The following is a 17,163-nucleotide window of genomic DNA, read 5'->3' as shown; positions in this document are numbered from 1 at the left end:
CTGACCAGGCCCCGATTATAACGCTGAATAGAGTAATGGAGAGTTCATAATGTTTGTTTTCACTGGAAAAATGAGAGAACACCCACGAAACGAGGTGGAGAACGAACTCTATCGCTTTCGCAACAGCGTCTTTTCAGAACGCCTCGGGTGGGATGTCGAATCGCGTCGTGGACTGGAACGTGACAGCTTCGATTCACCAGATACGCACTGGGTGCTGATCGAAGATAGCGAAGGTGTTTGCGGCTGTATCCGCATGCTCAACTGTGCCGAAGCCTACATGCTACCAACGATATTCCCGACGGCACTGGCTGGCGAAAACGCGCCACGCAGCTCCGATGTCTGGGAGCTAACCCGTTTGGCCATAGATGCAAGCCGTGCCCCCAGCATGGGAAGCGGAGTCAACGAGCTGACCTGCGTTATCTTTCGCGAAGTTTACGCTTTCGCAATCGCTCACGGGATCCGCGAGCTGGTCGCAGTTGTCAGCCTGCCGGTAGAGCGCATTTTCCGACGCCTTGGCCTTCCAATCGAACGCCTTGGTCACCGTCAGGCGGTAGATCTGGGCGCTGTTCGCGGAGTTGGCATTCGTTTTCATCTCGATGAACGTTTCGCCCGGGCAGTATCACAGCCACTCAAGGGTAACTATCAAAACAGCCATTCTCAGCAGCCTGAACTGACCCCTCAAGCATAAAAAATCCCGGGAGCCCGCCCCGGGACAAATGGCTCGCCATGACTCCGCGCCGGGCTGCCAGCGCGACGAGCCCAGTATCTGCCCCAAAAGGCTCCTCTACCACTGTCAGATATCACAGCACCGCCAGAATGGCGCCATCTCTCGCCGTTGTTGTCCCCGGCGCAGTCACGTAGAGTTGGGCTCTGCGCCGAGGGGAGGATGAGGGATGAAAGAGCTGGATTACAAACTGCTGCGGGCACTGGACGCCGTGTTGCAGGAGCAGAATTTCGAGCGGGCAGCTAGGTCGCTGCACATCACCCAATCGGCCATCTCTCAACGCATCAAGCAGCTGGAGCAGCAATTTGCCGAACCGCTGCTCATACGCAGTCAGCCGTTGCAGGCAACCCCGCTGGGGGAAAAGCTGCTGGCTCACTATCGTCAGGTGCACCAGCTCGAACTTGAGCTGGCCGGCGAACTGGCCCCCGCCACGCCAAAAGCCCCCATCCGGATCAGCATCGCCGTCAATGCCGATAGCCTGGCCACCTGGTTTCTGCCCGCTATCGCTCCCTTGCTGGAGCAGCATCCCATCGAACTCAATCTGTTGGTAGATGACGAGAGCCGCACCCTCGACAAGGTTCGCGAGGGCCAAGCCTTCGGCGCCGTCAGCCTGAGCCCCCAGCCACTGGCTGGTTGCTGCGTCGACGAGCTCGGTCAAATGAACTATCTGCTTACCGCCAGCCCCGCGTTCGTGGCGCGCCACTTTCCCCACGGTCTGACCCGGGAGGCGCTGGCCAAGGCTCCGGCAGTGGCCTTCGATCAACGCGACGACATGCATGTCAGCTTTATGGCGCAACACTTCGGACTGGAGCCCGGCGGTTATCCCTGCCACACGGTTCACTCGTCGGAGGCCTTCGTCGCCATGGCTGAACAGGGCCTGGCCTATTGTCTCATCCCCGAGTTGCAGATAAGAGGCCAGCTGGCTGGCGGATCACTGATCAACCTCAGTCCCGACCACGTCCTGACAGAACGCCTCTACTGGCACCGCTGGGTGCTGGAAAAGGGGGTACACAAGCAGCTCTCCCAACGTCTCATCGACCATGCCAGATCGCAGTTGAAACCACTCTGAGCAGGCCATTCACCTTGGCTTTGCAGGGCTAAAAACGTATAGTGCTGGGCGATCCTTCATCAGGTCTCCACCCAGGTTTTCACTTCAGGTTCCTCACTTATGTTCCAAGACAATCCGCTGCTGGCCCAGCTCAAGCAACAAATCCGCGAAAACATCCCCAAGAAAGAGGGTGTTATCCGCGCCTCCGATCGGGGCTTCGGCTTTCTGGAGGTCGATGAGAAGACCAGCTATTTCGTGCCGCCTCCCTACATGAAGAAGGTGATGCACGGTGACCGGGTGAGCGCCCTGATCCGCACCGAAAAAGAGAAGGAAGTGGCCGAGCCGGATGCCCTGCTGGAGCAGTCCGTCACCCGCTTCGTGGCCCGGGTCAAGATGTTCCGCGACCGCCTCAACGTGGTCGCAGACCACCCGCTGATCAAGGATGCCATCAAGGCCCGCGTCAAGAAGGGTCTGGACGAAAAAGAGTTCAAGGAAGGGGACTGGGTGGTCGCCACCCTCAAACGCCATGCGCTGGTCGACGGCAACTTCTCTGCCGAGATCATCCAGAAGATCGCCGCTCAGGAAGATCACAACGTGCCCTGGTGGGTGGTGCTGGCGCGCCACAACCTGGCCCAGGTCGAACCGGCTGATCTGCCGGAGTGGAAGGTGATCGAAGAGGAGGAGCTGCCCCGTCGTGACCTGACCAAGGTGCCTTTCTTCACCATCGACGGTGCCAAGACCAAGGACATGGACGATGCGCTGGCCATCACCAAGCTGGATAATGGCTGGGAGCTGCTGGTCGCCATCGCCGACCCGACCGCCTATGTGGCCGAAGGGAGCGAGCTGGACAAGGAGGCCGCCCAGCGCGCCTTCACCGTCTACATGCCGGGCCGCAACGTACCCATGATCCCGCGAACCCTATCGGACGAGCTCTGCTCCCTGAAGGAGGGCGAGGAGCGCAACACCCTGTGCGCCCGTCTGCTTGTCGCCGAAGATGGTCTGCTGCTGGAGGAGACCGAGTTCTTCGCCGCCCGCATCTGCTCCCACGCCCGTCTCAACTATGACGACGTCTCCGACTGGGCTGAGCATGGCAAAGAGCTGGCCATCGACGCCGGCGTGCTGGCCCAGCTGCCGCTGATGAAGGCAATGACCGAAGCGCGCATCAAGTGGCGCACCGAGCATGCCCTGGTGTTCCCGGACAGACCCGACTACGACTTCGAGCTGGGCGAAAATGGCGAAGTGCTGGCTATCCACGTCGAGCCACGCCGCATCGCCAACCGCATGGTGGAAGAGTCGATGATCGCCGCCAACATCTGCGCCGGGCGCGTGCTGGGCAAGAGCGTCGGTTACGGCATCTTCAACGTTCACACCGGCTTTGACGAAGAGTCCCTCGACGGCGCCATCGACCTGCTGAAGAGTGCCGAAGCCCCGTTCGAGCGCGACGAGATCGCCAGCCTCTCCGGCTTCTGTGCCCTGCGCCGCTGGATCGACAACCTCGATACCCGCTGGCTGGATGGCAAGATCCGCCGTTTCCAGAGCTATGCGCTGATGTCCTCCGAGCCAGGTGCCCACTACGGCCTGGGTCTGGATGCCTACGCCACCTGGACGTCACCTATTCGCAAGTACGGCGATATGGTCAACCATCGTCTGCTCAAAGCCGTTATCGCCGGCAAGACCCCTGGCGAACGCCCGAGCACCGAACTCACCGAGCATCTGACCGCCTGCCGCCGTCTGCACCGTATGGTGGAGCGTGACATCGGCGACTGGCTCTATGTTCGCTACCTCAAGGCCGATGCTGGCACCGACAAGGTGTTCAACGCCGAGATCATCGACGTGATGCGTGCCGGTCTCAAGCTGCGTCTGCAGGAGAACGGCGCAGTGGTCTTCATGCCTGCCCGTCATATCCTCGACAACAAGGATCGACTGGAGTGCAACTGGGACAATGGCCGCGTCTATCTGGACAAGACCGAGGTGGTCTACGAGCTGGGCCAAATCATCGAGGTGAAGCTAACCGAAGCGGTGGAAGAGACCCGTTCTCTCATCGCCAAACCGGCGGTAGATCTGGTACCGGGTCCGGCACCGGAAGCGCCGGTCGCCGAGAGCAGTGCGGATAACACCGCGGCACAGGCCGATGAAGCCGCCAAGGCGGAATAAATCCCTCTCTCCAGAGCCCGCCACTGTGCGGGCTCTTCTTTTCATAACCCTTCAAATCTCCCTGCCAACCTGCCACTGATTGCTGTTACCCGTAACAGTTAATCACCCCACGCAAAGCCCGTCATCACGCACCATAAAAGGAGCCAAAATCTGGGCTCTGGATCTCCATTTTGACATTTCAATCAATAAATTAAACAGACTCTATATATACTCGCGGGGTTAGACCCAAAGGGATATTGGCATGCAGGAATGGGATCCGGAACACTTCACCAACTTTGCCCAGTTATGCGAAGTCAGCCTCGCTACCATTCGTGACAAGACAGATGCCGACTACCTCTATCTCTGGCTGAAATCCCCCGAACCGAAACTCTACCGCTTCCAGCTGGAGCAGGGGCTGACGACGCTCGATCTCGCCCATCTGGATGCGTTGCCCCTGCCCCACACCTTGATCGACAAGGCCATTCATCAGGGCCAGCTGATGATCGAGCCGGTCCACCAGCCTCCGGACGAGCGGGATGAATCGGAGCCCCAGCCTCCCCGCCTGCGCGCCTGCTTCCCCCTCAAACGTCACCTGAAGCTGGAAGGGGTCATCTACCTCGAAACCCACCGCCGGATCGATCGTCTCTCCCGCCATCAGCGCCAGGGGATCCAGCTGCTGATCCACTACCTGACCGCCGAACTGAGCAACCACCTGCTCGCAGATCAGGTTGATCAGGAGCGGGACCAGCGGCTGCATACCCAGACCGATCTGGTGCAGAGCCAGGCGCTGCAGGGCTCCTTCCTCACCATGCTGCAGGCGCTGCACATGGTCAGCGTCACTCTATCCCGCAGCCGCAGCGAGAACCAGTTACTGCGTGATGCCGTGCTGCTGGCACGCAAGGAGCTGCAATTTGACCGGGTCGCCATCTTTCTCATCGAGCCCGACGGCAAGACCATGCGTGGCACCTGGGGCACCAGTGAAGAGGGAGAGCTGGTAGACGAACACGATTTTGTCAGCCCCATCCCGGATCACCCCACGGTGCAGGAGGCGCTCAAGCGCAAGGATTACGTGCTGGTGCTCGAAGATACCCCTCTCTACTACGAGAAACAGCAGGTGGGACAGGGCTGGAATGCCATGGTATCGCTCTGGGATGGCGCCATCCCCATCGGCTGGATCGCCGCCGACAACCTGCTGTGGCACCGCCCCCTCAAAGCCTATCAGAGCGAAATCTTCAAACAGTACGCCGCCATCCTGTCACAACTGCTGATCCGCCAGCGCACCCAGGAGCAGCTGGAGCGGCTCAATCGCGAGCTGGAGGAGCGGGTTGCCGAACGCACCATGCAGCTGGCCGAGACCAACCGTGCGCTGGAGGAGGCCAACCGGCGCCTTTCCCTGCTGTCGCTGGAAGATCCCCTCACCGGCATCGCCAACCGGCGCCAGTGGGATATCACCATGCAACGGGAGTGGGAGTGGGCAAGACGTACCCAGAGCCTGCTGGCCGTACTGATGATCGATGTAGACGAGTTCAAGGGTTACAACGATCACTTTGGCCACGCCAAGGGGGATGAGTGCCTCCAGCAGGTGGCCCGGGTGCTGCAGGAAGCGGAGCGCCGCCGCACCAATCTGGTGGCTCGCTATGGCGGGGAGGAGTTCGTCATCCTGCTCTGCGCACCGCAACCCGGTGAAGCGGAGCAGCTGGCGGAGCGGATTCACGAGGGACTAGCCCGCCTGCACCTGCCACATCCAGCATCCCGAGTTGCTGATTTCATTACGGTTAGCATAGGCTTTAGCTATCTGGTCCCCTCCCAGGACGAGGCATGGCAGAGCCTGACCGAACAGGCCGACCAGGCACTCTACCACGCCAAATCAGAAGGGAGGGCCCGCACACTGGCTTATCGGTGATCCCATGCTGTTGCGTCGCTATCCCATCTTCAACCGTCGCCTGGCTCTGGTGGCCTACGGCATCGACTATCAGCTCAGCTCACCGGCCGAATGGCCCGCACTGGCCCAACATAGCCACCTGCTGGCGCAGGGGCGCCAATATCTGCTCCCCTTCAACCACGAACAGCTCGATGAGCAACGCCCCCTGCTGTTTGCTCAGGAGACCATCCCGCTGATCGAGGCATCCAGCGAACGGCTACCCACCTCCTTTCCGGTGCTGGAACAGTGGCGCGACAGCCGACGCAGACTCGCCGTGCATGGCGCCAATCGCGATGCCCGCTGGCTCGGCGCAAGCCGCCTGCTGGTGTTCTGGACGGGGGAAGAGGGGATCTGCCAGCCCACCGATCACAAGCGGATGGCGCTGAACGTCGAGGCGTGGGAGGACTTTCTCCCCTTGCGGGAGGCGGGGGTCGATTTCTTCGCCGGCGGCTTTCTCGCCCGTCCCGAGCTGGTCAACCAGCGCGCCCAGCAGCCCGACATGGCACTGGTACAGCAGATCCTCCAGCTCATCTGCCACGAAGAGTTCTCGTTTGCTCAGGTCGCCCGCCTGCTGGAGCAGGATGCCTGGCTGCCGGGCCTGCTGCTCACCTATGTCAACGCCCCCGGTTTCGATCACGCCACCCCCATCACCTCGGTGCCCCGCGCCCTCTCCTATCTGGGGGAGCAGGAGATCCGCAAGTTCGTGCTGATCAACGGGCTGGCCCGGGCCAGCCAGCACATGCCCGAAGCCTGTACCCGGATGGCCATCGCTCGCGGCCGCTTCTGCGAGCTCATCGCCCTCACGGCGCTCGGTAAAGCTGACGCCAGCTGGGCCTTTCTGGTCGGGCTGGTGCAGGATGCCTCCCTGCTGTCGGAGGAGATGAAGCGCCACCTGCCAACTAACGTCAAACGGGCTATCGAGCTGCGCGAGGGGCCGCTGTTTCACCTGTTCCAGCTGGTCAACACCTACGAGCAGGGCAACTGGGCTCTGCTGGCACAGCTGGCCCCACACTACCAGCTCGATCCGGCCAGACTCACCCCCATCTATTTTCAGGCACAAATGTGGGGGCAAGCGTTTCTCACCAGCTAGGTGATGGCGAGCCGGGGAGCCACTGGCTAGAATGGGCTCCCTTTTTTCATAGACAGACCCCGCACCATGACCCTTTCCGGATTCCAAGGCCTGGTCTTTGACCTTGATGGCACTTTGGTCGACTCCATGCCGCTGCACCTCGCCGCCTGGGAGCACACTGCCCGTGAGTTTGGCTTTCGTTTCGATGCCGACTGGTTCTATGAACTGGGTGGCATGCCGAGCCGCAAGATCGCGCTGCTGGTCGCCGAAGAGCAGCAGATCCCCCTCGATCCGCTCGAGGTGACCCGCTGCAAGACCGCCCACTATGTGGCCAACCTGCACAAGGCGACGGTGTTTCCGGCCATGCAGACACTGCTAGATCGCTATCACGGCACCATCCCGATGGGGATTGGCACCGGCTCACCCCGGGTCAATGCCGAAGCGGTGCTGCGCAATACCGGGCTGGATCGCTATTTTCAGGTGGTGGTGACGGCCGACGACGTGGAGCTGCACAAGCCCAATCCGGACACCTTCCTGCTGGTCGCCAGCAAGTTGGGGGTCGCGCCGTCAGACTGTCTGGTGTTTGAAGATACCGGGATCGGCGTACAGGCGGGCGAGGCTGCCGGGATGCAGACCTGCATGGTCAAAGAGGGTAAACCGGTAGGGATCGACTTCTGATGAGATGAAAGTTATCGCCCTGGCAGGGCGATAACGGGAGTCCGCGCTCATACGGGACAGGATGGAGAATGAGCGGAACTCCCGTCAGCCGTTGACGCAGCAGGCGGTCAACGGACAGGCAGTGACGTACGATTACTCGTTGTTGCCGCCGCCCTGATTGTCGTCATAGCGACCCGGCGCACCGTGGGGACGCGGCGCCATGGAGACACGCGGCTTGCGAGCACGCTGGATGTTCACCTGCGGACGGCCGGTGTGCATGGCGATGGTGGAGATCTTGGCCTTGTAGACCAGCTGCTGGTTGCCGTGTGCATCGGTCAGCAGCACGCTGTACTGGTCAAACCCGCTGATGGTGCCCTCCAGCTTGATGCCGCTCACCAGGAAAATGGCGACCTGACTGCGGTTTTTACGCAACCAGTTGAGGGCAGAATCTTGCCCGTTCCCGAGGGAGAAGGCTTGCTCAATCGTGGAGTAGCTTGGGGATTCAGTTGTCATAAATTATTGTCCCGCGGAAAAAAAGTGGCGTTTGATTGTGCTAAATGGCCACTGGCTTGTCAAAGTCATTCTCACACACCGCCCCGCAAATCGCACCGCCGCAGGACTGGTCGCTGACCGGTACAACTGCGATAATCGCCCCTCTGGTTCTCTCGCGAGCCTAATCTGGGGTTTTATCTTGCATCCGGTTTCACACCAACACCATACCACCTACGTTCATGACGACACCGCCTGCGAAGAGTGTGACCTGCTGATCCCGGCCACACCGCTGGCGGTGGGCGAAGCCAGCCACTGCCCCCGCTGCGGTCACACCCTGAGCCAGCATCTGCCACAGCAGGAGCTGCGTCCCATCTCCTACGGGTTTGCAGCGCTCATCATGTTTGTGCTCTCCAACTCCTTTACCTTCATGTCCTTCTCGGCCAAGGGGATCGGGCAGGAGATGACCTTTCTCCAGTGCATCTCGACTCTGGTGGACGAAGGGTATCTGTTTCTCAGCGCCGTACTCAGCATCACCCTGATCGGTCTGCCGCTGGTCTATATCGGCTCCATCATGCTGGTACTGTGGCGCCTCGACAAAGACCTGCACAGCCATGCCCTGCGCTCTCTCGGCCGCCTGCTCTGCCGCATCAAGCCCTGGCTGATGGTGGATGTCTTTCTGGTGGGAGTGCTCATCTCGCTGGTCAAGCTGATGGGGATGGCCGACATCCAGATGGGCCTCTCGTTCTGGGCCTTCGTCGGTTACACCATCCTGCTCATCAAGACCATCTCGTCGCTGGATCGGATGTGGCTCTGGCAACGGTTGTTCGGCCCGACCGAGCAGCGTGAACTGGATCCCGAAGCGGGCGCCATGGCATCGGGTCTGGTGGGCTGCCATATCTGCGGCGCCCTGAGCGAGGCGGGCAGCCACAGCTGCCAGCGCTGCGGCGGCAAGCTGCATGCCCGCAAACCGGGCGGCCTGAACCGCACCTGGGCCCTGCTCATCACCTCGGCCATTCTCTACATTCCGGCCAACGTCTACCCGATTATGGACACCGTCTTTCTCGGCGATGACAGCCCCTCCACCATCCTCGGCGGCGTGGTGCTGCTCTGGGCGATGGGCTCCTACCCCATCGCCGCCGTCATCTTCTTTGCCAGCGTGGTCGTGCCGCTGGTGAAGATCCTGGCGCTGTTCTGGCTCTGTTACATGGTGCAGAGCGGCCATGCCGAGTCGCCGCTCGGCAAGCTCAAGCTCTATCGCATGACCGAATTTGTCGGACGCTGGTCGATGATCGACGTCTTCGTGGTGGCCATTCTGGCGGGCCTGATCCGGCTCGACAACCTGATGACCATCTACCCCGGCCCTGCGGCCGTCGCATTTGCAGGCGTGGTGCTGATCACCATGGTCGCCGCCATGAGCTTCGACTCGCGCCTGATCTGGGATTTACAACAAGGAGAACGCGAACGTGAGTGAGCGTAAAACAAGGTGGAAACCGGGCTCTGACTTTCTGAGCTCCGCCGCCGCAATCTGGATGGTGCCCCTGCTGGCACTGTTCATCGGTCTCTGGATGCTGTTCCAGCACTGGTACTCCCAGGGCCCGAGCTTCACCCTGACAGTCGCCACCGCCGAAGGCATAGTGGCAGGCAAGACGGAGATCCGCTCGCGCGAGGTCACCGTCGGCCGCATCGATGCCGTCCAGCTGAGCGATGACTACAGCCACGCCGTGCTCAAGGGCCGCCTGACCAACGACGCCGCCAGCATGCTGCGCGGCGACAGCAAGTTCTGGGTGGTCAAACCCAGAGTGGGTCGCGAAGGGGTATCGGGTCTCAGCACCCTGCTCTCCGGCGCCTATATCGAACTCGCCCCCGGCAAGAAGGGCAAGGCGCGCGACGAGTACGCCATGCTCGACAAGCCGCCGCTCGCCTCGCTGGATGCCAAAGGGCTGCGCCTCACCCTCTCCAGCCGTGAAGCCAAGGCACTTGGCGAGGGCTCGCCCATCAACTATCAGGGCTTCACCATAGGTCAGGTGGAAGAGGCGAAGTTCCTGCCTGAAAAGAGCGAGATGCAGTATCAAATCTTCATCCACGCTCCTTACGACATTCTGGTGAACAGCAACTCCCGTTTCTGGCTGACCCCGGGCTTCGAGGTCTCCATGAGCAGCGAAGGGATGAAGGTGAAGATGGATTCGCTGGAGAGCCTGATCGACGGCGGCATCACCATGGGCCTGCCTGCCGGCTGGTCTCCGGGTGATCCGGTCAAGCAGCACGAGGAGTTCACCCTGTTCCAGGATGAGGCGAGCGTGCTGGCCGGTAGTCTGGATCAGTTCATCGACTACGTCTTCCTGTTCGACGACAACGTGGCGGGCCTCCATCCGGGCGCAGCGGTGCAGTATCGCGGCATCCGGGTCGGCACCGTCATCTCGGCGCCCTACATGATCGAGGAGAAGGGGGTTCGCATCTTCCAGAACCGCCAGATCCCGGTACTGGCCCGCATCGAGGTGCAGCGTCTCTCCCACCGTTATGCCAAGGCGGAAAAAGATCAGTGGCGCGCCCTGTTCAGCAAACAGTTCAAGGAGGGGTTGCGTGCCAGCCTCAAGACCTCGAGCCTGCTGACCGGCGGCAAGATCATCGATCTCAACTTCTACCCCACGGCGCCCCGCTTCGATCAGGTCAAGCTGGCCGGCTATCAGGTCTTCCCGACCGTGCAGGGCGGGCTGGATCAGATCGAGCGCAAGGTGAACCTCATCCTCGACAAGTTTGTCGACATGGATATGGCCACCACCCTGACCAAGGTCAACAGCTCGCTCTCGACGCTGGATGGCACCCTGAAGAACATCAGCGCAGTCAGCGCCAATCTGGACAAGCTCACCGCCAAGGACTCCACCCAGCAGTTGCCAGCGTCGCTCAACGAGAGCCTCAAGCAGTTGCAGGAGACCCTGCAGGCTTATGATGCCCAGTCGCAAACCAATCAGGATCTGCGTCAGTCGGTGCAGACCCTCAACCAGCTGATGCGCGAGCTGCAGCCGCTGGTGCACTCTCTCAACGAGCAGCCGAGTTCGCTGATCTTCGATCGCGTCCGTCCCCGGGACCCTGAACCCAAGCGAGGCACACCATGAAAAAGTTCATCCTGACGCTGGCGCTGACCGGCCTGCTGGCCGGGTGCAGCGGCACCCAGCCAGCGCTGCACTACTACTCCCTCGCCGCCGACAGCCAGCAACCGGCAGCGGCGCCGGTTACCCCGCAGCACCAGCTGGTGCTGCGCCCCATCGCGCTGGCGGGCCAGCTCGACCGGATCAGTCTGGTCTATCAGCTGGAGGGGCAGGAGCTCCACTTCACCGAGTACCACCGCTGGGCCGGTTCGCTCGACGATCAGCTCAACCAGCTCACCCTCAACGGCCTCTCCACCCGCCTGCCGGGCTGGGTCGTCCGTCAGGATGGCGGCCGCAAGGGCCCGGTGCTGACCATACTGGTCGAGCGATTTCAGGGTCGTCACGATGGCCGCGCCGTGCTGAGCGGGCGCTGGCGCATGCTGGCGGAAGATGGCTCGGTACTGCGTGAAGCCCCCTTCAATCAGGTGCGGGTGCTACCGGCCGATGGCTACAACGCGCTGGTGAGCGAGCTGGGTCTGGGCTGGCAACAGCTGCTCGACCAGATTGCCGACGAGGTACGCAAGCAGGGCTGAACACCGCAAGCTGCGAGCATCAGATAGAAAAAACGACGCCTGTTGGCGTCGTTTTTTTATGGGCGCAAGTCAGAGGCGACTTATGCCTTGGCGGGCAGGCTCAGGCGAGCGACGGCTTCGACGTGCATGGAGTGCGGGAACATATCGACCGGCTGCACCTCGTCCAGCACGAAGCCCTGCTTGACCAGCCAGGCGAGATCGCGGGCCAGGGTCTGCGGGTTGCAGGAGACATAGACCAGACGGCGCGGCGCCATGGCCACCAGGGTCTGCAATACGGCCTTGTCACAGCCTTTGCGCGGCGGATCCATCACCACCACATCAGCGCTCACCCCTTCGGCGTGCAGGGCAGGCATCAGCTGCTCCGCCTTGCCGACGTGGAACTCGGTCTGCTCGATGCCGTTGAGAGCTGCATTGCGACGGGCGTCGCTGATGGCGCTCTCCACCGACTCGATCCCCACTACCTTGGCGGCCTTGCCAGCCAGGAACAGGGAGATGGTGCCGATACCGCAATAGATGTCGAACACCGTCTCGTTGCCAGTCAGCTCGCAATACTCCAGCGCCTTGGAGTAGAGCACATCGGTCTGGCTCGGGTTGTTCTGGAAGAAGGAGAGCGGCGAGATCTCGAATTCGAGTTCGTGGATCTTGTCGCGGATCACCCCGCTGCCCAGCAGCACCCGGTTGTTGTCGCCCAGAATGCGGTTGGTACGCGCTTCGTTGATGTTCTGCACCAGGGTAGTGATCGGCAGATCTTGCAGGGCCGCCAGCAGCTCGGCTTCGAACGGCAGCTCCTCGCTCAGGGTCACCAGCACCACCATCAGCTCACCGCTCTTGAAGCCCTTGCGGGTCATCAGGTTGCGCACACAGCCGGTGTGGTTCACTTCGTCATAGGCCGCGATGTCGTGCGCGCGCATCCAGTTGCGCACCCGGGCGTTCAGCTCCACGTGCAGCGAATCCTGCACCGCGCAATCATCGGCGGTGATGAGGTCGTGGGAGTGCTTGCGATAAAAACCGATCTCGGCACCGGCGTCACAGCCGCGCACCGCGTACTGCGCCTTGTTGCGATAGGCGAACGGGGTCTCCATACCGAGGATGGGATTGACAACGGCATCACCCAGCCCGACCTGCTCCAGGGCGCTCTGCACCAGACTCTGCTTGAGCTTGAGCTGAGCCGGATAGGCCAGCGGGCGCACCTGACAGCCACCGCACTCGGTGTTGGGGCAGAAGTCGGCTACCCGGTCGGCGGAGGGCTGGAGCAGCTCGGCGACCTTGCCGTGCAGGTAGTTGGGCTTCACCTCGGTCAGTTCGACCAACGCCTGCTCACCCGGCAGCAGACCTTCGACAAACAGGGGGCGGTCGAACAGGCGTCCTTTGCCATCTCCTTTGTCGGTCAGTTCCAGGATCTCGATCTGGTGTTGATGTCCCACTAGCGGCATGAGCGGCTCCAAAAGTACAAATAAAAGAGGGGGCGACGGGGCCGGTTTGGCCGACCCGTCACGAAAAGGTGGCAGAGTTTAGCGGAGATCCGGCCAAATTGCAGGCATTAAAAGCCCAATGGTTGTGGTACTACCCGCCCCGCTTTTGCAGCCCGGCCAAATGGCCCATGGGCAAGGCCCCGCCAGCCCCCGTTCCCGCGGGTTGCGGCAAGAGCGGCACCGTCAGGATCGGCCAATCCCCCTAGCGAGCCCTCACTGGCAAGCTGCGGCCCGTTGCAGGGCCAAACTACGCGGTATAAATAAAATTTATGGGTTTTGCCAAAATGGCCAAACTTTTACTTATACCAAGCCAATTGCGGTCACATGCGTCTCCGGCAAGCCGGTGATGGCCAGTCGGGCATCCCCTCCGATCCGCGCAAGATGGCCAGCCCGCGCCGCCCTTTCGCGGCTGCGGCAAATTTAGCCCTTGGGCCGCAACGCCCAGCCTGTTAAAATTCCGCCCTTGAAATTATCCTGGGCCCCGCGCCCGTTCTAGCTAAGGTCTACCGCGATGCGTACCAGCCAATATCTGCTTTCCACTCTCAAGGAAACCCCCTCCGACGCTGAAGTTGTCAGCCACCAGCTGATGCTGCGCGCCGGGATGATCCGTAAACTGGCCTCCGGCATGTATGCCTGGTTGCCAACCGGTCTGCGGGTACTGAAGAAAATCGAGAACATTGTTCGCGAAGAGATGAACAATGCTGGTGCCATCGAAGTCTCCATGCCGGTGGTGCAACCCGCCGAGCTGTGGCAGGAGTCCGGCCGCTGGGATGACTACGGTCCCGAGCTGTGCCGTCTGACCGACCGCCACAATCGTCCCTTCGTGCTGGGCCCGACCCACGAAGAGGTGATCACTGCGCTGGTGCGTTACGAAGTGAACAGCTACAAGCAGCTGCCGCTCAACCTCTACCAGATCCAGACCAAGTTCCGCGACGAAGTGCGCCCCCGTTTCGGCGTGATGCGTGGCCGCGAATTCCTGATGAAGGATGCCTACTCCTTCCACATCGACAAAGAGTCTCTGGTCGATACCTACGAGAAGATGCACGCGGCCTACTGCAAGGCGTTCACCCGCATGGGTCTGAACTTCCGTCCGGTGCAGGCCGATACCGGCTCCATCGGTGGTACCGGCTCCCACGAATTCCAGGTGCTGGCCGAGAGCGGTGAAGACTTGATCGCCTTCTCCGATACATCAGATTACGCCGCCAACATCGAGATGGCCGAAGCGCTGGCGCCGGCTGGCGAGCGCGCTGCCGCAACCAAAGCCCTGACCAAGGTTGCCACCCCGAACGTCCACACCATCGACGAAGTGGCTGCCTTCCTGAACGTGGCGCCGACCGCCATCGCCAAGACCCTGCTGGTACTGGCAGAGGAAGATGAGCACGGCAAGCAGGCCGTCATCGCGCTGGTACTGCGTGGCGACCACGAGCTGAACGAAATCAAGGCCGAGAAGCTGGCTGGCGTGGCCAACCCGCTGACCTTCGCCAACGACGAGCAGATCAAAGCGGCCGCCGGTTGCGATGCAGGCTCCATCGGCCCGGTCGGCTTTGCCGGTCGCATCATCGTCGATCGCAGTGCCGCCCATCTGGCGGACTTTGTCTGCGGCGCCAACGAGACCGGTTTCCACCTGACCGGTGCCAACTGGGATCGCGACATCACCGCTTACGAAGTTGCCGACCTCCGCAACGTAGTAGAAGGCGACCCGAGCCCGTGCGGCCAGGGCAAGCTGCTGCTCAAGCGCGGTATCGAAGTGGGCCACATCTTCCAGCTGGGTACCAAGTACTCCGAAGCGATGAAGGCGAGCGTGCTGAACGAAGGCGGCAAGTCCGTCACCATGGAGATGGGTTGCTACGGTATCGGGGTTTCCCGTCTGGTGGCTGCCGCCATCGAGCAGAACAACGACCAGTACGGCATCATCTGGCCGGACGCCATCGCACCGTTCGAAGTGGCCATCGTGCCGATGAACATGCACAAGTCCGTGCGCGTTGCCGAACTGGCCGAGCAGTTCTACGCCGAGCTGAAAGCGGCCGGTGTCGACGTGCTGTTCGACGACCGTAAAGAGCGCCCGGGCGTGATGTTCGCCGACATGGAGCTGCTGGGCGTGCCGCACGGCATCGTCATCGGCGAACGCGGCATGGACAATGGCGTGGTGGAGTACAAGTGCCGCCGCACCGGCGAGAAGCAGGAAGTGGCCATCAGCGACATCGTCACCATGATCAAGGCCAAGCTGGGCCGCTAAGCCCCAAAGCCGCGTTAACGAACGTACTCAAAATGGTGCCAGTCAGCCAATGCTGACTGGCATTTTTTATTGATCTCTCACGGATGGCCCTGTTACGTCAGGATGCCGGGTATCCTCCTGCACTGTCTCCTGACTCCTGACTCCTGACCGCCAAACCGCGCCACCTGCTCTGGTAAGGAGGTGTCGCTATGTTGGGGTGATCTGGCGGGAAATACCGGAAATCCCCCTGCCATGTGCTCAATATGGCTCTGCGTAAATAAACTGTGGAGCAATCCAGTCGTGCTGCGATATATAACCGTTATTTAACAGAAATATCTGCCTAGCATGCCCTTAATTACCATGAAACCCCCAAGTGAGCCCCCGCAATTACTTTTTCACCACCCGTGAGCGCTCTCACAATCAGCACCACATTCTATTGTCTCTCGTTAATTTCAGGACTATCTCTTGACCCAAATATCAATTGCGTTTTTTAACCGGGAGGATATATGCAAGTCAAAGTGATTGAGAGAACCTTCAGACTGGTCGGCGAAAATGAACTTTTTGCTCAATTTACCTTTATTACATCGGGAATTATACATATCTGGTTTCCAACGACGGGACTGCAAATGGAAGCACACCGTAACCATATTCATATTCAAGACAGCACAATTATATATACCGATGGCCTCAGCTCAGACCAGCATCGTGCCCTCTGGTCGTTAACTCTGCACAGTGAAGACATCAAGGAGTTCATCTCCATCATCTCTTGATGTACCCCATCACCCGTGAAACATGGTGACGATAGTCCAGTCCGCTCAACCGCTGGCAAAGCTCATCATAGCCAGAATGGAGAAACGATGCTGTATATAAAAAACCTTCTATTTCATGTGGTTATGTTTTTGTCGATGTGGCTTGCTTGACAAAAAACGTACAGAGATTGATGCTAAGTAATAGGCGAATTACTTTACTTCGAGACCAGACCAGATGGCGCGTCATCCCAAGCATTTACCGAGCGAAGAGCGGCAAGCCGCCACGATCCAGACGGTCATCACACTGCTGGCCAAGCATCACCCCGGGGAGCTCACCACCACCATCATTGCGCAGCACATGGGGCTCACCCAGGGGGCCCTGTTCAAACATTTTCCCACCAAGGATGCCATCTTCCAGACGGTGATGGAGTGGATCGCCAACACCCTGCTCTCCCGTCTCGAACGTGCCATAGAGGGTATCGAGTCGGCACCGGCTGCACTGGAAGCCATGTTTGTGACGCACACTGAATTTGCCGCTCATCACCCCGGTATTCCGAGAATGATGTTTGGCGAGCTGCAAAAGAGCCGAGCCTCGCCAACCAGAGCGATTGCCAAGACATTGTTATTACGTTATCGGGCGATGTTGATTAAATTAATGCAGCAAGGGATTGCAAACCATGAATTTCCATCAACTCTGGATATGGATGCTGCGGCGACATTATTCATCGGTATGCTGCAAGGTTTGATTATGCAGGCCGTCATTGCCGAGGATATGGAACAACTCCAGAAGCAGGCTCCGGGGGTATTTTCAATATTCCTTGCCGGAATTACCCATCCTGAATCAGCTTCACCAGCGACCAGCTAAATTTATTATTTATTTAATCCATCACCAAATAATATGACCGGTAATCATCGTGGCATAACATGATTGCCATATTGGCCACTGCGTGGAGCCTCTAAATTATGCGACATCCTTTGTTCATGTTAATCATCGCTCAACTATG

General features: G+C 60.1%; 14 protein-coding genes. 12 read left to right on the top strand and 2 right to left on the bottom strand.

Annotated elements, in window-relative coordinates; all coding sequences use genetic code 11:
* Positions 1-49 precede the first annotated feature (49 nt).
* The 6 genes from AACR93_RS13725 (at position 50) to AACR93_RS13700 (ending at position 7,573) form a co-directional block, all read left to right on the top strand.
* Positions 50-688, top strand: a complete 639-nt coding sequence (locus AACR93_RS13725) for an acyl-homoserine-lactone synthase (RefSeq protein ID WP_043849715.1) — start codon at positions 50-52, stop codon at positions 686-688.
* Positions 689-893: 205 nt separating this feature from the next.
* Positions 894-1,793, top strand: a complete 900-nt coding sequence (locus AACR93_RS13720) for a LysR family transcriptional regulator ArgP (RefSeq protein ID WP_043849714.1) — start codon at positions 894-896, stop codon at positions 1,791-1,793.
* Between the two features lie 99 nt (positions 1,794-1,892).
* Positions 1,893-3,926: an exoribonuclease II gene (locus AACR93_RS13715; RefSeq protein WP_043849713.1), complete on the top strand. Its 2,034-nt coding sequence runs from the start codon at positions 1,893-1,895 to the stop codon at positions 3,924-3,926.
* Between the two features lie 241 nt (positions 3,927-4,167).
* Positions 4,168-5,808, top strand: coding sequence for a sensor domain-containing diguanylate cyclase (locus tag AACR93_RS13710; protein WP_043849712.1), 1,641 nt, complete (start codon positions 4,168-4,170; stop codon positions 5,806-5,808).
* Positions 5,809-5,812: 4 nt separating this feature from the next.
* Positions 5,813-6,916, top strand: coding sequence for an EAL and HDOD domain-containing protein (locus AACR93_RS13705; RefSeq protein WP_043849711.1), 1,104 nt, complete (start codon positions 5,813-5,815; stop codon positions 6,914-6,916).
* A gap of 66 nt (positions 6,917-6,982) precedes the next feature.
* The gene (locus tag AACR93_RS13700) at positions 6,983-7,573 is read left to right on the top strand and encodes an HAD family hydrolase (RefSeq protein WP_043849710.1); all 591 of its coding nucleotides are present in this window, start codon (positions 6,983-6,985) and stop codon (positions 7,571-7,573) included.
* Positions 7,574-7,705: 132 nt separating this feature from the next.
* Here AACR93_RS13700 and hfq read toward each other — a convergent pair whose 3' ends face one another.
* Positions 7,706-8,065 carry an RNA chaperone Hfq gene (gene hfq, locus AACR93_RS13695; protein ID WP_005335772.1) on the bottom strand — a complete coding sequence of 120 codons (360 nt, stop codon included), beginning with the start codon at positions 8,063-8,065 and terminating at the stop codon, positions 7,706-7,708.
* 178 nt (positions 8,066-8,243) lie between these two features.
* Here hfq and AACR93_RS13690 point away from each other — a divergent pair, with 178 nt between their 5' ends.
* From AACR93_RS13690 to AACR93_RS13680, 3 genes are read left to right on the top strand one after another with little or no spacing between them, the layout of a single operon-like run.
* On the top strand, positions 8,244-9,515 hold the full coding sequence (locus AACR93_RS13690) for a paraquat-inducible protein A (RefSeq protein WP_042032577.1): 1,272 nt from the start codon (positions 8,244-8,246) through the stop codon (positions 9,513-9,515).
* Positions 9,508-11,157 carry an intermembrane transport protein PqiB gene (gene pqiB / locus AACR93_RS13685; RefSeq protein ID WP_043849709.1) on the top strand — a complete coding sequence of 550 codons (1,650 nt, stop codon included), beginning with the start codon at positions 9,508-9,510 and terminating at the stop codon, positions 11,155-11,157. The genes AACR93_RS13690 and pqiB overlap by 8 nt, the downstream gene beginning before the upstream one ends.
* Entirely contained in the window at positions 11,154-11,723 is a 570-nt protein-coding gene (locus AACR93_RS13680) for a PqiC family protein (RefSeq protein ID WP_043849708.1), read from the top strand. Before pqiB ends, AACR93_RS13680 begins: the two co-directional genes overlap by 4 nt.
* A gap of 80 nt (positions 11,724-11,803) precedes the next feature.
* Here the strand turns inward: AACR93_RS13680 and rlmD are convergent, their stop codons facing one another.
* Positions 11,804-13,156 carry a 23S rRNA (uracil(1939)-C(5))-methyltransferase RlmD gene (rlmD, locus tag AACR93_RS13675; RefSeq protein WP_043849707.1) on the bottom strand — a complete coding sequence of 451 codons (1,353 nt, stop codon included), beginning with the start codon at positions 13,154-13,156 and terminating at the stop codon, positions 11,804-11,806.
* 550 nt (positions 13,157-13,706) lie between these two features.
* On the opposite strand from rlmD, the gene AACR93_RS13670 reads away from it, so the two are divergent.
* The 3 genes from AACR93_RS13670 to AACR93_RS13660 all read left to right on the top strand — a co-directional run bounded on the left by AACR93_RS13670 (position 13,707) and on the right by AACR93_RS13660 (position 17,024).
* A complete protein-coding gene (locus AACR93_RS13670; RefSeq protein ID WP_043849706.1) occupies positions 13,707-15,431 on the top strand; it encodes a proline--tRNA ligase in 1,725 nt (574 codons plus the stop codon).
* A 485-nt stretch (positions 15,432-15,916) separates the two neighbouring features.
* The gene (locus AACR93_RS13665; RefSeq protein ID WP_050490107.1) at positions 15,917-16,180 is read left to right on the top strand and encodes a hypothetical protein; all 264 of its coding nucleotides are present in this window, start codon (positions 15,917-15,919) and stop codon (positions 16,178-16,180) included.
* 214 nt (positions 16,181-16,394) lie between these two features.
* Positions 16,395-17,024: a TetR/AcrR family transcriptional regulator gene (locus tag AACR93_RS13660; protein ID WP_043849705.1), complete on the top strand. Its 630-nt coding sequence runs from the start codon at positions 16,395-16,397 to the stop codon at positions 17,022-17,024.
* The last annotated feature ends 139 nt before the right edge of the window (positions 17,025-17,163 follow it).

This window comes from Aeromonas sp. L_1B5_3, from assembly GCF_963866575.1.
In the GTDB taxonomy this organism is placed as follows: Bacteria; Pseudomonadota; Gammaproteobacteria; order Enterobacterales; family Aeromonadaceae; genus Aeromonas; species Aeromonas jandaei.
This window is presented reverse-complemented; position numbering and strand designations above follow the sequence as displayed.

Bases quoted from the DNA above. Each gene is read 5' to 3' on its own strand.
- AACR93_RS13700 (WP_043849710.1), top strand. From the start codon at position 6,983: ATGACCCTTTCCGGATTCCAAGGCCTGGTCTTTGACCTTGATGGCACT.
- AACR93_RS13705 (WP_043849711.1), top strand. From the start codon at position 5,813: ATGCTGTTGCGTCGCTATCCCATCTTCAACCGTCGCCTGGCTCTGGTG.
- AACR93_RS13665 (WP_050490107.1), top strand. From the start codon at position 15,917: ATGCAAGTCAAAGTGATTGAGAGAACCTTCAGACTGGTCGGCGAAAAT.
- AACR93_RS13660 (WP_043849705.1), top strand. From the start codon at position 16,395: ATGGCGCGTCATCCCAAGCATTTACCGAGCGAAGAGCGGCAAGCCGCC.
- AACR93_RS13710 (WP_043849712.1), top strand. From the start codon at position 4,168: ATGCAGGAATGGGATCCGGAACACTTCACCAACTTTGCCCAGTTATGC.
- AACR93_RS13680 (WP_043849708.1), top strand. From the start codon at position 11,154: ATGAAAAAGTTCATCCTGACGCTGGCGCTGACCGGCCTGCTGGCCGGG.
- rlmD (WP_043849707.1), bottom strand. From the start codon at position 13,156: ATGCCGCTAGTGGGACATCAACACCAGATCGAGATCCTGGAACTGACC.
- AACR93_RS13670 (WP_043849706.1), top strand. From the start codon at position 13,707: ATGCGTACCAGCCAATATCTGCTTTCCACTCTCAAGGAAACCCCCTCC.
- AACR93_RS13715 (WP_043849713.1), top strand. From the start codon at position 1,893: ATGTTCCAAGACAATCCGCTGCTGGCCCAGCTCAAGCAACAAATCCGC.
- AACR93_RS13725 (WP_043849715.1), top strand. From the start codon at position 50: ATGTTTGTTTTCACTGGAAAAATGAGAGAACACCCACGAAACGAGGTG.
- hfq (WP_005335772.1), bottom strand. From the start codon at position 8,065: ATGACAACTGAATCCCCAAGCTACTCCACGATTGAGCAAGCCTTCTCC.
- AACR93_RS13720 (WP_043849714.1), top strand. From the start codon at position 894: ATGAAAGAGCTGGATTACAAACTGCTGCGGGCACTGGACGCCGTGTTG.